Source organism: Streptomyces sp. NPDC051740, assembly GCF_044453165.1.
Taxonomy (GTDB): domain Bacteria; phylum Actinomycetota; class Actinomycetes; order Streptomycetales; family Streptomycetaceae; genus Streptomyces; species Streptomyces atrovirens.
Window position 1 is genome coordinate 152,924 of the sequence record NZ_JBITCL010000012.1, and the last position, 14,196, is coordinate 167,119.

Genomic DNA, 14,196 nt, shown 5'->3' on the forward strand with positions numbered 1-14,196 from the left:
TGAAAAAGTCGCGAGCCGGACCTCAGCCCGTGGTCCACCACACGGTCGTGTCGGCGGGCACCTTCGCCTCGCCGGCCGTCTCCTCCACCTCACCGCTGGCGAGCAGGACACGGCCGTACGACGGGGTGGTCACCGACTCCCCCGTGGTGTTGGCGACGCACACGAACTCCCCGCGCCGGAAGGCGAGGACGCCCTCGGGGGCGCGCAGCCACTCCACCGCGTCGCCGGCGCCCAGGTCGGCCTGGTCCCGGCGGACGGCGAGCGCGGAGCGGTACAGCTCCAGGGTCGAGCCGGGCGCGCCGGCCTGCGCCTCGACGCTCAGCTCACCCCAGCCGGCCGGCTGCGGCAGCCAGCTTCCGCCGTCGCCGAAGCCGTACGAGGACCCCTCGCGCGTCCACGGGATCGGGACGCGGCAGCCGTCGCGGAAGCCGTCCTGGCCCGCGCCCCGGAAGTACGCCGGGTCCTGGCGCACCTCGTCGGGGAGGTCGACGACGTCCGGCAGGCCGAGCTCCTCGCCCTGGTAGACGTACGCCGAACCGGGCAGCGCCAGCATCAGCAGGGTGGCGGCGCGGGCGCGGCGCAGGCCCAGCTCGCGGTCGCCGGCGAGGCGGATCTGGGTGCCGAGGCCCGCCGGGTTGGCGAAGCGGGTGGCGTGGCGGGTGACGTCGTGGTTGGAGAGCACCCAGGTGGCGGGGGCGCCGACCGGGCGCATGGCGTCCAGGGTGCGGTCGATGACCGTGCGCAGCTCCTCGGCGTCCCAGTGGGTGCCCAGGTACTGGAAGTTGAACGCCTGGTGCAGTTCGTCGGGGCGGACGTAGTTGGCGGTGCGCTCGACGGTCGGGGTCCAGGCCTCGGCGACGAAGATGCGCCCGCCCGTCTCCCGCCCCCGCCCTTCTGCGGAAGGCTCTTCGGGCCCCATTGCATCGGAGTACTCGTCGAGGATGAGCCGCCACTGGCGGTAGATGTCGTGGACGCCGTCCTGGTCGAAGAACGGCATGACATCGTTGCCCAGAAGCTTGAGCTGCTCGTGGTTTCCAAGGTCCGGCAGGCCTTCGGCCTTCACCATGCCGTGGGCGACGTCGATGCGGAAGCCGTCCACGCCCATGTCGAGCCAGAACCGCAGGATGGAGCGGAACTCGTCGCCGACGGCCGGGTGCTCCCAGTTGAAGTCGGGCTGCTCGGGGGCGAACAGGTGCAGGTACCACTCGCCAGGGGTGCCGTCGGGCTCGGTGACGCGGGTCCAGGCGGGGCCGCCGAAGATCGACTCCCAGTCGTTGGGCGGCAGCTCGCCGTTCGCGCCCTTGCCGGGGCGGAAGTGGTAGCGGTCGCGCGAGGGCGAGCCGGGGCCCTCGGCGAGGGCGCGCTTGAACCATTCGTGCTGGTCGGAGGAGTGGTTCGGGACCAGGTCGACGATGATCCTGAGGCCGAGGCCGTGGGCGTCCCGGATCAGCGCGTCCGCGTCGAGCAGGGTGCCGAACATGGGGTCGACGGCGCGGTAGTCGGCGACGTCGTAGCCGGCGTCGGCCTGCGGGGAGGCGTAGAAGGGGCTGAGCCACACGGCGTCCACGCCGAGGTCGCGCAGGTACGGCAGGCGGGAGCGGATGCCTTCCAGGTCGCCCATGCCGTCGCCGTTGCTGTCGGCGAAGCTGCGCGGGTACACCTGGTAGATCACCGCGTCCCGCCACCAGTCGCGGCGCCGGGTGACGGTGGCGACGGCCGCGTCGGTGGTGGGGGTCGGGGCCGGGGCGGCGGAGTGCTGCTGGCTCATGTCGTCCTTGATGCGAGTGCGGGCATGGAAGCGAGTGGGGGTGGGACGGCGGGGAGACGAGGCGGCCGCGGTGACAGCGGGGTCGGATGGCCACCGCGGCCGTCTCGGGCCCGGGTGGGGCAACGCCGTACAGGGGTGCGGGGCTGCGTCGGTATGCGGCTCCGCCGCGCGGGCGCGACAAGCCACGACGGCGCGGCAGCCGAACGACGGCAGTTCCCCCTAACGGCTATTACCCCTTCGTGCCGCCGGCGGTGAGGCCGGTGACCAGGTTCTTCTGCACGAGGTAGAAGAACGCGGAGACCGGTATCGCGATCAGGACCGCGGTGGCGGCCATGAGGTTGCGCTGTGCGTCGTGCTCGCTGACGAAGCTCTGCAGACCGACGGCGAGCGTGTACTTCTCGTCGTCGAGCATGAACGTCGTGGCGAAGGCGACCTCGCCGAACGCGGTGATGAAGCTGTAGAACGCGGCGACCGCCAGCCCGGGCTTGGCGAGCGGCAGGATCAGCCGCGCGAACGTGCCGAAGGGGGTCAGCCCGTCGACGCGTCCCGCCTCGTCGATCTCGAACGGGATGGTGTCGAAGTAGCCCTTCATCAGCCAGGCGCAGTACGGCACCGCCGTCGAGCAGTAGACGAGGATGAGTCCAAGATAACTGTCGACGAGCCGCAGGTCCGAGAGGATCTGGTACATCGGGACCATCAGGACGGCCACGGGGAACATCTGGGTGAGCAGAAGCACCCACATGAACTTCCTGTAGCCCGGGAAGCGCATACGGGAGACCGCGTAGCCGGTGGTGGCGGCGACCAGGACACCGATGAACGTGGTGCCGAGCGAGACGATCAGCGAGCTCTTCAGCCAGTCGAAGAAGTTCGTGTTCTGGAGGACGAACGTGTAGTTGTCCAGCGTCATCTTGCCCCAGATGCCGCCGGGACGCAGATAGTCGTCCTTGTCGGGGCCGAGGGACAGGAAGACCAGCCAGGCGACCGGGAACAGCGCGATCAGGCCGGCCACGGTCAGCACGCCGTGCGTGGTGAGGCGGCCCAGGAGGCCGCTCTCGCCGCGCCGGCGGGACGGGCGGGGCGGGATCGTCCCGTCGGCGGGCCGGTCCGCCGGAGCAGTGGTGGTGACGGTGGATGTGCTCATGGGGACTCCTGCCTCAGATCGCGAGCTGCTGCTCATTGCGGTTCAGCCAGCGGCGGTAGAAGGAGGTGAAGACGACGAGGATGGCCAGCAGCAGCATGCCGTAGGCCGCGGACTCGGCGAACTCGCGCGGCTGCTGTCCGAAGCCGAGCTGGTAGGCCCAGGTCACGAGGATCTGTGCCTCCGGGGCGGTGTTGCCGAACAGCAGGAAGATGACGGCGAACTGGTTGAAGGTCCAGATGACGCCGAGCAGGACCACGGTGGAGCTGACCGAGCGCAGGCCGGGCAGGGTGACGTGGCGGAACCGCTGCCAGGCGTTCGCGCCGTCCATCTCGGCCGCCTCGTACAGGCTGGCGTCGATGGACTGCAGGCCGCCGAGCAGGGAGATCATCATGAACGGCACACCGCACCAGGTGTTGACCATGATGGCGGCGACGCGCTGCCAGAAGGTGTCCTCCAGCCACGCCGGGGTCGGCAGGCCGAGGGAGTCCAGGGCGGTGTTGATGATGCCGGCGTCGGCGAGCATGAAGCGCCAGCCGAAGACGGTGACGAAGGTCGGCACGGCCCACGGCAGGATCAGGACCAGCCGGTAGAGGGTGCGGCCGCGCAGCTTCTGGTTGAGCAGCAGGGCCAGGCCCAGGCCGATGCCGTAGTGCAGGGCGACACAGGCGGCCGTCCACACGATCGTCCAGATGAACTTGGACCAGAAGCGGTCGTAGGCCGTCTCGCCCCACAGGATGTCGGCGTAGTTGTCGATGCCGATGAACTTGTAGGTGGCCTCGATCTCGTTGACGCCGATGGTGCGGGCCGAGTTCAGGCTGTCGGCGTCGGTGAGCGTGAGGTAGAGCCCGTATGCCAGGGGGTACAGCACGATGACGCCGAGCACCAGCGCCACCGGCGCGATCATGGCGTAGGCGTACCAGTGCTTCTGGTATCCGCGCTTCAGGCGGCTGACCGGCCCGGGGCGGGGCGCGCGGTCACCGCGGCGCTTGCCGGTCGCGCGGTCGATGGCGACTGTCATGGTTCGGCACCTTCTGGATGGTCAAGGGGTACGGCACACAGGCCGGCGGCCGCCGGACCCTCCCCTCCTGGAAGCGGGTCCGGCGGCCACACGGGCGTTACTTGCTGAAGTCCGGCACCAGCTTGGCGATCGCGGTCTCCGCGTCACCGAGGCCCTTGTCCAGGGACTCCTTGCCGCTCGCGATCTGCGGCAGCTCGTCGTCCAGCGGACCCCACAGGGAGCTGTACTCGGGCAGGGCCGGGCGCGGCTGGGCGGCGGAGAGGACCGTCTGGTAGCCGGCGATGCCCGGGTCGGCCTTGACCTTGTCGGTGTAGGCGTCGTCGCGGGTGGGCAGCGTGGAGTTCTTCAGCGCGATGGTCTCCTGCGCCTTGGCCGAGGTCATGAAGTTCACGAACTTCAGCGCGGCGGCCTGCTTGTCCTTGCTGGAGCCGGCGTAGACGGAGAGGTTGTGGCCGCCGGTCGGGGCGCCCGCCTTGCCGGTGGAGCCGGCCGGGACGGTGACGATGCCGAGGTTGTTCCTGTCCTTGAACGCGGAGCCCTTGTAGAAGTTGGTGATCTCCCACGGGCCCTGGATGATCGAGGCGACCTTGCCGTTGACGAACGCGTCCTGGATGTGCGCGTAGGCGTCGGCGGTGACGTCGGCCTTGTGCAGGCCCTTGCCGTCGAAGAGGTCCAGCCAGGTGCCGTACGCCTTCTGGGCCTCGGCCGACTTGACGGTGACCTTCTTGGCGTCGGCGTCGACGGTGTCGGTGCCCTCGCCGTACAGGAACGGCTGGGCGTAGTAGCCGGCGGTGGAGCCCCAGTAGCCGTCGACGCCGGTCTCGGCCTTGATGGTGGCGGCGGCCTTCTTCAGGTCGTCCCAGGTCTTGGGGGCCTCGACGCCGGCCTTCTCGAACAGGGCCTTGTTGTAGACGAAGGCGAGGGTGTCGGTGACCAGCGGGACGCCGTAGGTCTTGCCCTCGTACTTGGCCTGCTCGATCAGGTTGGACTTGAACTTGTCCTGCTCGGCGAGGGCGTCGGTGCCGTCCAGCGGCAGGAAGAAGCCCTTCTTGGCGAAGGCGGGGGTCCAGCCGACCTCGGAGCGCAGCACGTCGGGGGCGCCCGACGCGCCGGCGGCGGTGTCGAACTTGTTCTGCGCCTGGTCGAAGGGGACGTTGACGTACTCGACCTTGATGTCCTTGTTGGCGGCCTCGAACTCCTTGACCAGGGCCTTGTACGTCGGCGCCTCGTTGGTCGCGTTGGAGGTGTCCCACCAGGTGATGGTGGTCGTGCCGCCGGCCGAGTCGCCGCTGTCGCTGTCTCCGCCGCAGGCCGTCGCCGCGAGGGCGAGGGACGCCACCAGCGCGGTGGCCGCTATGCCACGCCGCATGAGGTTCTCCTTGAGGGTTAAGCCCGTGAGTGCAGGTGCGGCCCCGTCTGCCGTCCTGCTGACTTGCCGACCGCGCCGTTGCCGCCGCCGGGCGACGTGAACGTAACAGCGCTGGAACCTTTTCGAAAGACCTTGCAGAAAAGTTTTGCAAGCGCCGCCGAGAGTTATGCCGCCGTGACCTGTTCTCGACCGCTCGGCAACCCGGGTTTCCGCCCGTACGACAGGGGTTCGGACTGTTGTGCAAGACTCTGCAAGTACTTGCCATCCGTTGCCGCCGGGGGAATCATCCGTTGCGGACCGGACGCCGACCACGACTTGAGGGACCGCGATGACCCAGCAGCCCGCAGCGGGCCGTTCGACGGCGCGCACCAGGCGTCCGATCGGTGTGCAAGGGGAGAAGCGGCAGCTACAGTCCAGTCCTGTGACCACACGCCTTGCCGATATCGCTGCTCAGGCGGGGGTGAGCGAGGCAACCGTCAGCCGCGTCCTCAACGGCAAACCGGGCGTCGCCGCCACCACCCGCCAGTCCGTGCTCGCCGCCCTCGACGTCCTCGGCTACGAGCGGCCGGTGCGGCTGCGGCAGCGCAGCGAGGGTCTGGTCGGTCTGATCACCCCGGAACTGGAGAACCCGATCTTCCCGGCGCTGGCCCAGGTCATCGGGCAGGCGCTGACCCGGCAGGGCTACACGCCGGTGCTCGCCACCCAGACCCCGGGCGGGTCGACGGAGGACGAGCTCACCGAGATGCTCGTGGACCGCGGGGTGGCCGGCATCATCTACGTCTCCGGACTGCACGCGGACACCACCGCCGACACCCAGCGCTACGAGCGGCTGCGGGCGCAGGGCGTGCCGTTCGTGCTCGTGGACGGTTTCTCGCCGAAGGTGCAGGCGCCGTTCATCTCCCCCGACGACCGGGCCGCGATGGCGCTCGCCGTCACCCACCTCGCCTCCCTCGGGCACACCCGGATCGGGCTCGCGCTCGGGCCGAAGCGGTTCGTGCCGGTGCAGCGCAAGATCGAGGGCTTCGTGCGCGCCATGCAGGAGCAGCTCGGACTGAGCGCCGAGACGGTCGGGACCGAGCTGGTCCAGCACTCGCTGTACACGCTGGAGGGCGGCCAGGCCGCCGCCACCGCGCTGATGGACCGCGACTGCACGGCGGTGGTGTGCGCGAGCGACATGATGGCGCTGGGCGCGATACGGGCGGCCCGGCAGCGCGGTCTGGACGTGCCGAAGGACATCTCCGTGGTCGGCTTCGACGACTCCCCGCTGATCGCCTTCACCGACCCGCCGCTGACCACGGTCCGCAAGCCGGTCCCGGCGATGGGCCAGGCCGCGGTGCGCACGCTGCTGGAGGAGATCGGCGGGACGCCCGCGCCGCACAGCGAGTTCGTGTTCATGCCGGAACTGGTGGTGCGCGGTTCGACCGCTTCGGCCCCCGGGGACCGGAATCGTCCCTAGGGCGGAGAAGGGGACCTTCGGCGCACTGCCACAGGAGGAGGGAGCGGGCCTTCCCCCGGGGGAGAACATGCGGATACGGCCCGACCGGGGGATGATCTGGGGGAAGGCTCTTTTCTGGCAGACTCTGGCCCATGGGTGACACGACGGTGACAACGCTGGCAGGCCGGGAAGAGGCCGCAGCGCACCCCGTCACGGAAGAGACGGGGCCACGCCGCCTGCGCCGTCTTCGCGCCCCCCGCCGGCCCCGGCTGTGGTTCGAGATCCTGCTGATCGCGGTGAGTTACTGGACGTACTCGCTGGTCCGCAACGCCGTACCGGAACAGCGGGCCGAGGCGCTGCGCAACGCCGACTGGATCTGGCGCCTGGAGCGGCAACTGGGACTCGCCGTCGAGGAGTCCGTCAACCACGCCGTGAACTCGGTGACCTGGCTCATCGTCGGCATGAACTACTACTACGCCACCCTGCACTTCGTGGTGACGCTGGGTGTCCTGGTGTGGCTCTACCGTGGTCATCCCGGCCGGTACGCGGCGGCCCGCCTGGTCCTCTTCACCACCACCGGCATCGCCCTCGTCGGCTACTACCTGTATCCGCTCGCCCCGCCCCGGCTGATGAACGGCCAGGACTTCGTCGACACCGTCATGGTCCACCGAACGTGGGGTTCGATGGCCTCCGGTGATCTGAAGAACATGTCGAACCAGTACGCCGCGATGCCGTCGATGCACATCGGCTGGTCGGTGTGGTGCGGGCTGACGATCTTCGCGCTGGCCACCGTCCCGTGGGTGCGGGTGCTGGGCCTGGTGTACCCGGCGGCCACGCTGGTGGTCATCGTCGCCACCGCCAACCACTTCTGGCTGGACGCGGTGGGCGGCGTCCTCTGCCTGTCCTTCGGCTACGGCATCGCGCTGCTCTGGTACGGCCGCCGGCCGTACACCCTGCCGAGGCTGGTGCCCGAACAGCGAAAACGGGAGCCGGAGCGGATCCCGGTGCCGAAGCAGGGCTAGCCCGGCAGGCCGGGCGCCACCCCTTCAGGGGCTTGGGCTCCCTGTCCCGGGCGACGGCCGGACCGCCGCCTTCGTCGGGGAGCCGGGGCGACGCGACCTCGGGGAGGCCGGGCCCTGCCGGGGGGGTCACAGCCCCCCGTAGAACAGTTCCTCCACCACACCCCGCGCCCGCCGTGCCGTACGCCGGTACGCGTCGAGCATGTCGCCGGCGTGGCCGGGGCCGTAGCCCAGGTAGCGGCCGACGGCGCCCAGTTCGCGGGGGACGGTGGGGAAGGTGTCCCCGGCGCGGCCCCGGACCAGCATCACCGCGTTGCGCACCCGGGTGGCGAGCACCCAGGCCTCGTCGAGGGTGGAGGCGTCCTCCTCGGAGATCAGCCCGGCCGCGCGGGCGGCGGCCAGCGCCTGCCGCGTGCGGGTCGTGCGCAGACCCGGCTCCCGGGCGCCGTGCCGCAGCTGGAGGAGCTGCACGGTCCACTCCACGTCGGAGAGCCCGCCCGGCCCGAGCTTGGCGTGCAGCTTGGGGTCGGCGCCGCGCGGCAGCCGCTCGGACTCCATACGGGCCTTCAGCCGCCGGATCTCCCGGACGGCCTCCTCGTCGAGCCCGGCGGCCGGATAGCGCAGCGGGTCGACCAGCTCGGTGAAGCGGCGGCCCAGGTCCTCGTCCCCGGCGACGTGCTCGGCGCGCAGCAGCGCGTGCCGCTCCCACACCAGCGACCAGCGGCGGTAGTACGCCTCGTACGACCTGAGCGTGCGCACCAGCGGGCCGGACTTGCCCTCCGGGCGCAGGTCGGCGTCGATCAGCAGGGGCGGGTCGGCGCTCGGTACCTGCAGCAGCCGGCGCATCTCGGCGACCACCTTGCCCGCGGCCTCGGCGGCCTCCCGCTCGTCCACGCCGTCGCGCGGTTCGTGCACGAACAGGACGTCCGCGTCGGAGCCGTAGCCCAGCTCGTGCCCGCCGAAGCGGCCCATGCCGATGATCGCGAACCGGGTGGGGAGCGTGTCGCCCCAGCCCTCGCGGACCACCGCGCGGAGCGTGCCGGCGAGGGTGGCGGCCGCCAGGTCGGACACCGCGCCGCCCACCAGGTCCACCAGGGCGCCCTGGTCGGCCTCGGCGGGCTGCGACTCGGTGCCGTAGGAGCCGACGATGTCGGCGGCGGACGTACGGAACAGTTCGCGGCGGCGCACCCCGCGGGCGGCCGTGACGCCCTGGACGGCGTTGTCGGCGCGGCGGACGGCGGCGAGCATCTCCTGCTCCAGATGGGCGCGGGACCGCGGTTCGAGCCCGCCGCCCCCGTCGCCGAGCAGCGCCACCGCCTCGGGGGCGCGCATCAGCAGGTCGGGGGCGAGCCGTCCGGCGGACAGCACGCGGGCCAGGTTCTCGGCGGCGGCGCCCTCGTCGCGCAGCAGCCGCAGGTACCAGGGGGTCTTGCCGAGCGCGTCGGAGACCTTGCGGAAGGTGAGCAGACCGGCGTCCGGGTCGGCGGAGTCCGCGAACCAGCCGAGCAGCACCGGCAGCAGGGTGCGCTGGATGGCGGCCTTGCGGGTGACACCGGACGCCAGCGCCTCCAGGTGGCGCAGCGCGGCGGCCGGATCGGCGTACCCGAGCGCGATCAGCCGCTCCCGCGCGGCCTCGGCGCTGAGCCGGGCCTCGCCGGGGGCGAGCGCGGCGACGGCGTCCAGCAGCGGCCGGTAGAACAGCTTCTCGTGCAGCCGCCGTACGACGGAGGCGTGCCGCTTCCACTCCCGGGTCAGGGTGGCGACCGGGTCGGTGCGCAGGTCGAGGGAGCGGCCCAGGCGGCGCAGGTCGGCCTCGTCCTCGGGGACGAGGTGGGTGCGGCGCAGCCGGTGGAGCTGGATGCGGTGCTCCATGGAGCGCAGGAAGCGGTAGGCGTCGTCGAGCTGGGCGGCGTCCGCGCGGCCGACGTAGCCGCCGGCGGCGAGGGCCTTCAGCGCGTCGAGGGTGGTGCCGCTGCGCAGGGAGCCGTCGGCGCGCCCGTGCACCAGTTGCAGCAGCTGCACGGCGAACTCGACGTCCCGCAGCCCTCCCGGGCCCAGCTTGAGCTGCCGGTCGATCTCGGCGGCGGGGATGTTCTCCACCACCCGGCGGCGCATCTTCTGCACGTCGGCGACGAAGTTCTCCCGCTCGGCGGCCCCCCACACCAGCGGCTGGAGCGCGGTGACGTACTCCTCGCCGAGCGCGAGGTCACCGGCGACCGGGCGGGCCTTGAGCAGCGCCTGGAACTCCCAGGTCTTGGCCCAGCGCTGGTAGTAGGCGAGGTGGGAGGCGAGGGTGCGCACCAGCGGCCCGTTGCGGCCCTCGGGACGGAGGTTGGCGTCGACGGGCCAGATGGAGCCCTCGACGGTGGTCTCGGAGCAGATCCGCATCATGTGCGCGGCGAGCCGGGTCGCGGCGCGCAGCGCCTTGTCCTCGTCGGCCCCGTCCACCGCCTCGCCGACGAAGACGACGTCGACGTCGGAGACGTAGTTCAGCTCGTGTCCCCCGCACTTGCCCAGCGCGATCACCGCGAGCCGGCACAGCGCGGCGTCCGCGGGCGCGGCGGCCCCGGCGAGGGCGAGGGCGGCGCGCAGGGTGGCGGTGGCGAGGTCGGCGAGCTCGGCGGCGGTCTGGGCGACCTCGATGGTGCCGCAGACGTCACGGGCGGCGATGGACAGCAGACAGCGCCGGTAGGCGACGCGCAGCGAGACCGGGTCGCCGGCCTCGGCGAGGCCCCGTTCGAACTCCTCGACGCCCGGGTGCAGGTCGCGCGGCTCGTAGGTGACGAGGGCCTGCCAGTCGCTCGGGTGCCGGGCCAGATGGTCGGCGAGCGCCTCGGACGCGCCGAGCACCCCGAGCAGCCGGTCCCGCAGCGGCTTGGCGGCTATCAGCGTGTCCAGCAGCTCCTGGCGGGCGGTGGGCCCGTCCTGCGCCTCCAGCAGCCGCACCAGGCCCCGCAGCGCGAGATCGGGGTCGGCGGTGGCGCCGAGGGCGTCCAGCAGCACGGGGTCGTTGCGCACCAGCGCGAGTCCGGCGCTGTCGAGCAGCCGCTCCGCGGCGGACGGATCGGTGAAGCCGTGCCGCAGCAGCCGCGTGAAGGTACTGCTCCTGCGCCCCGGCGCCGACGTCATCCCCGGCCTCCCTCGTGCCTCGTGCCTCGTGCCTGTGCCTGGTGCACATGCCTCGGATCAGGGTCGTACGGCCATGAGCCTATCCGGAGTACGAGGTTGCGGCCCGGGGCGCGGTGGGACGTGCCCGTGCCGGCATTTCGGTGGCGCGGCGGACGGTTTTCGGATTCGGTGGGGGCAGCCGTCCGGCCGGGCCGGGTGACGGTCCGGGCGACGCGCAGCCGACACGCCGACGAAGGAGTGCTGTTCCATGGACATGACCCTCGAAGTGATCCCGCTCCCGGTGAGCGACATCGACCGTGCCAGGGACTTCTACCGGGACAAGGTCGGCTTCCACGTCGACATCGACCAGGAGGTCGTGCCGGGCATGCGCATCGTCCAGCTGACCCCGCCCGGCTCCGGCTGCTCGATCGCCCTGGGCGACAGCATCTGGGAGATGAGCCCGGGCCCCGCCCCGGCCCCGGGCTCCTACCGGGGGCTCCAGCTCTGCGTCGCCGACATCAAGGCGGCCCACGCGGAACTGACCGCCCGGGGCCTGGAGGTCTCCGACCCGGTCGAGTACGCCCCGGCCGACGGCGCGACCTTCATGTACTTCACGGACCCGGACGGCAACGGCTGGGCGGTGCAGGAGTACCGGCGGCGGGCGGTGGAGCCGCTGCACAAGGTGCTGGGGGATCTGGCGGGGGCGTAAGGTTGTATGGCAGAGGTACCATACCTTCATGAGTCTCAAACGGACGACGGTCTACCTCGAAGAAGACGATCTCCACGACCTCAAGGACACGGCGGCGCGGAGAGGGATCAGCGAAGCCGAGCTGATTCGCGAGGGCGTCCATCTCGCCATTGCCCGCAATCGTGTCTGGGACGAGCCCGCAGGGCTTCCCGTCCTCGACAGCGGCGACGCCACCTTCGCGGAGCGAGGTGACGAGATACTGGGCGAGACGGGCTTCGGCCACGGGAACGAGGCGTCGTAGGTGATCGCCGTCGCCGACACGTCGGGGATCATCGCCTCCGTCGACCGCAGCTGCCCCGAGCACAAGACGGCCCGTCATGTGATGGACACGGCCGGCCTTCTGGTGATCCCCCAGCTCGTCCTCGCCGAACTGGACCACCTGCTGAGCCGCCGGTTCGGCAAGGATGCCGCAGGGCAGGTCATGGACTCACTCGTGGCACAGGCCAGGGCGGGACGCTACGCCCTCGGCGACACGCACGTCGACCTCCTCGCGGACGCCCGCCTCGTTCAGCGCAGGTACCGGGAACTGGCCCTCGATCTGACCGATTCGGTGATCGCGGTCACGGCCCGCGAGTACGCGACGGACGCCGTGCTCACGCTCGACCGGAAGGATTTCCGCACCATCCGCCCACTCACCGCACACCCGGCGTTCCGGCTCCTGCCCGACGATCTGTAGCGTCACCCGGACGACGACGCCGAAGGCGTCGCCGTCCGGCGGCGGCGTCCGCGCTCACGCAGGGCCGCCCGGGCGCCGGCGTTCGCGCGGGGTGTCAGCGCAGCGCGTCGAGCAGGACCGCTCCGGCGACCAGGGCGAGGGCGCAGCCCAGGAGGTCGACGGAGCGGGCGATCATCCTGTACTTGCGTGTTACCAGAACCGACAGTTCGACGAGTTGGGTGCACCGCTCCAGCTCGGCGTTCCCCTGTGCGGACAGGTGGGCGACCAGGTCGCCCGGCCGGCCCGCGTACTGGGCGTAGAACAGGAAGTAGGCGCTGCCGGCCGGGCGGGAGACACCGCCGGGCCGGACGCAGACGAGCAGTTGGACGAGGCTGCCGGCCAGGCAGGCGAAACCGAGCCAGGCCATCCACTCCGCACCGTTCCAGAGCGTGAAGACACCGGCCCGGCGGACACCGAGGGCGGCGGCGATCCCGGCCGTGATCGCCGAGAACAGCGCCAGGAGCGTCGCCGCCTTCTGGTCCGCGCGGCTCAGCTCCGCGCGGACCTCGGCCAGTGCCGGCCGCAGCCGCAGGTCAGAAGAGGTCACTGCCGGCACCGCTGTCGCTCGCGACCCCGCTCCCGCCTCCGCCGACCAACTGCCCGGAGATGCCCTTGTAGTTCCTGCGGACCTCCAGGCGGACCTGCTCCCCGAACTGGTGGCCGGCCGCCGCGTCCCCCAGGTACACGAAGAGGTTCTGCTGGTTGCCGCGCACGTCGCGCACCTCGACGAAGCCGTAGCCCTTGTCGGCCAGGACGCGCTGGAAGGTGCCCCGGATCTCGTGCCCCTCCTGAACCGTGCAGCCCGCCACCGGGCGCTGCCCCTCCTTGAGCGGCGCCAGCGGGACGAACCTCACGGCGCCTCCCTCGGTGAGGTTCTGCTCGTCGACGATGAACCGCCGGTCGACGTAGTGGTCACCGCGCCCGGCCGTCGCGATGAAGCCACGGCCCTGGTCCGGGTCCCAGCGGGTGACCGTACCGTCGAGGGTCGCGTCGGCGGGCCTCGCGGGCGGACCCGCCTGCGAGGGCACCGCCGCCTGGGTCCGGACCTGGACGTGCGCCTGTGTCTGGGCCCGGTCGATGGCCTCGGTCAGCACGGTGTTCTTCACACCGAACGCCTTCCGGTGCCAGATCACCTCGCGGTACTTGATCGGCTTGGCGAACCCCTTGAGGTCGACCTTCTCCTCGTCCGAGAGGTAGTCGTCCGGGGAGTACTCCAGGACCCGGCCCATCTCGGAGCTGACCCTGCTCATGTTGGCCGAGACGACGGTCGCGCTGTCGACCCAGATCGCCTGGGGAGCCCCGGCGCTGCACAGCCGTGCGGCCAGGTCGACGACGGAACCGATGTAGTCCAGGCCGCCGCCCGGGGCCTCGTACTCGACGACCCGGCCGGTCGCGACGCCGACCGTGGCGAGGCAGTCGTTGACCCTGCCCTTGCTGTTCTCCTCCTTCAGCAGCTCCTGGATGGTGATGGCCGCGCAGATCGCCTCGGCCGCGCGCTCGCCGTCGAACGCGGCCAGGGTGCCGTCCCCCAGGTACTTGATCACGGTCCCGCCGTGCTCGGTGACCGCCCGGGCGGTGATGTCCAGGAACTTCCCGATCGTGGGGAGCCAGCCGACCTCCCCCGTCTTCCCCTTCATCTCCGTGGAGCCCGCGAGGTCCGCGAAGAGGATCACCCGCGACGGACGGTCCTGGTGGCTGAGCGCTTCCTGGAAGAGCGAGAAGTGGTCCGTGGCCATGACTACCCCCATGCATGTGCTGTTCCTTGGGCGGCCCCCCGCCCCGAAGTGACGACCCATCACTTCGTTAATACCATTAACCATGCGAACGCCTGTCACCGCAAGCCCGGGAATGACCCGACGTGTGATGTAGTGACGT

The 14,196-nt window shown here is 71.2% G+C and carries 12 protein-coding genes; 5 read left to right on the plus strand and 7 right to left on the minus strand.

All coding sequences use genetic code 11. The annotated features are described in order from the left end of the window. Window positions 1-22 precede the first annotated feature (22 nt). The 4 genes from ACIA6T_RS21385 to ACIA6T_RS21400 all read right to left on the minus strand — a co-directional run bounded on the left by ACIA6T_RS21385 (window position 23) and on the right by ACIA6T_RS21400 (window position 5,296). Window positions 23-1,768, minus strand: coding sequence for a glycoside hydrolase family 13 protein (locus ACIA6T_RS21385; RefSeq protein ID WP_399448042.1), 1,746 nt, complete (start codon window positions 1,766-1,768; stop codon window positions 23-25). A gap of 229 nt (window positions 1,769-1,997) precedes the next feature. Beyond that, on the minus strand, window positions 1,998-2,909 hold the full coding sequence (locus ACIA6T_RS21390) for a sugar ABC transporter permease (RefSeq protein WP_399448043.1): 912 nt from the start codon (window positions 2,907-2,909) through the stop codon (window positions 1,998-2,000). A gap of 13 nt (window positions 2,910-2,922) precedes the next feature. Further along, window positions 2,923-3,927: a carbohydrate ABC transporter permease gene (locus ACIA6T_RS21395; protein WP_399448044.1), complete on the minus strand. Its 1,005-nt coding sequence runs from the start codon at window positions 3,925-3,927 to the stop codon at window positions 2,923-2,925. Window positions 3,928-4,024: 97 nt separating this feature from the next. Beyond that, window positions 4,025-5,296, minus strand: a complete 1,272-nt coding sequence (locus ACIA6T_RS21400) for an extracellular solute-binding protein (protein ID WP_399448045.1) — start codon at window positions 5,294-5,296, stop codon at window positions 4,025-4,027. Window positions 5,297-5,717: 421 nt separating this feature from the next. Between ACIA6T_RS21400 and ACIA6T_RS21405 the strand changes: the two genes are divergently transcribed. Together ACIA6T_RS21405 and ACIA6T_RS21410 are read left to right on the plus strand one after the other, a co-directional pair. Continuing rightward, window positions 5,718-6,752 carry a LacI family DNA-binding transcriptional regulator gene (locus tag ACIA6T_RS21405; RefSeq protein ID WP_399448046.1) on the plus strand — a complete coding sequence of 345 codons (1,035 nt, stop codon included), beginning with the start codon at window positions 5,718-5,720 and terminating at the stop codon, window positions 6,750-6,752. A gap of 131 nt (window positions 6,753-6,883) precedes the next feature. Then, window positions 6,884-7,753 carry a phosphatase PAP2 family protein gene (locus ACIA6T_RS21410; RefSeq protein ID WP_399448047.1) on the plus strand — a complete coding sequence of 290 codons (870 nt, stop codon included), beginning with the start codon at window positions 6,884-6,886 and terminating at the stop codon, window positions 7,751-7,753. 126 nt (window positions 7,754-7,879) lie between these two features. On the opposite strand, the gene ACIA6T_RS21415 is transcribed toward ACIA6T_RS21410, so the two are convergent. After that, on the minus strand, window positions 7,880-10,879 hold the full coding sequence (locus tag ACIA6T_RS21415; protein WP_399448048.1) for a bifunctional [glutamine synthetase] adenylyltransferase/[glutamine synthetase]-adenylyl-L-tyrosine phosphorylase: 3,000 nt from the start codon (window positions 10,877-10,879) through the stop codon (window positions 7,880-7,882). A 247-nt stretch (window positions 10,880-11,126) separates the two neighbouring features. Between ACIA6T_RS21415 and ACIA6T_RS21420 the strand changes: the two genes are divergently transcribed. Genes ACIA6T_RS21420 through ACIA6T_RS21430 form a run of 3 tightly spaced genes read left to right on the plus strand, consistent with a single transcriptional unit; the run spans window position 11,127 to window position 12,282 of the window. Further along, on the plus strand, window positions 11,127-11,567 hold the full coding sequence (locus tag ACIA6T_RS21420; RefSeq protein ID WP_399448049.1) for a VOC family protein: 441 nt from the start codon (window positions 11,127-11,129) through the stop codon (window positions 11,565-11,567). A gap of 28 nt (window positions 11,568-11,595) precedes the next feature. Beyond that, complete coding sequence (locus tag ACIA6T_RS21425; RefSeq protein WP_399448050.1) at window positions 11,596-11,847, plus strand: CopG family transcriptional regulator; 252 nt, start codon at window positions 11,596-11,598, stop codon at window positions 11,845-11,847. Then, window positions 11,848-12,282 carry a type II toxin-antitoxin system VapC family toxin gene (locus ACIA6T_RS21430; RefSeq protein ID WP_399448051.1) on the plus strand — a complete coding sequence of 145 codons (435 nt, stop codon included), beginning with the start codon at window positions 11,848-11,850 and terminating at the stop codon, window positions 12,280-12,282. A 94-nt stretch (window positions 12,283-12,376) separates the two neighbouring features. On the opposite strand, the gene ACIA6T_RS21435 is transcribed toward ACIA6T_RS21430, so the two are convergent. Beyond that, window positions 12,377-12,868 carry a Pycsar system effector family protein gene (locus ACIA6T_RS21435; protein ID WP_399448052.1) on the minus strand — a complete coding sequence of 164 codons (492 nt, stop codon included), beginning with the start codon at window positions 12,866-12,868 and terminating at the stop codon, window positions 12,377-12,379. Then, window positions 12,855-14,069, minus strand: a complete 1,215-nt coding sequence (locus tag ACIA6T_RS21440; protein ID WP_399448053.1) for an adenylate/guanylate cyclase domain-containing protein — start codon at window positions 14,067-14,069, stop codon at window positions 12,855-12,857. Before ACIA6T_RS21440 ends, ACIA6T_RS21435 begins: the two co-directional genes overlap by 14 nt. Window positions 14,070-14,196 lie beyond the last annotated feature (127 nt).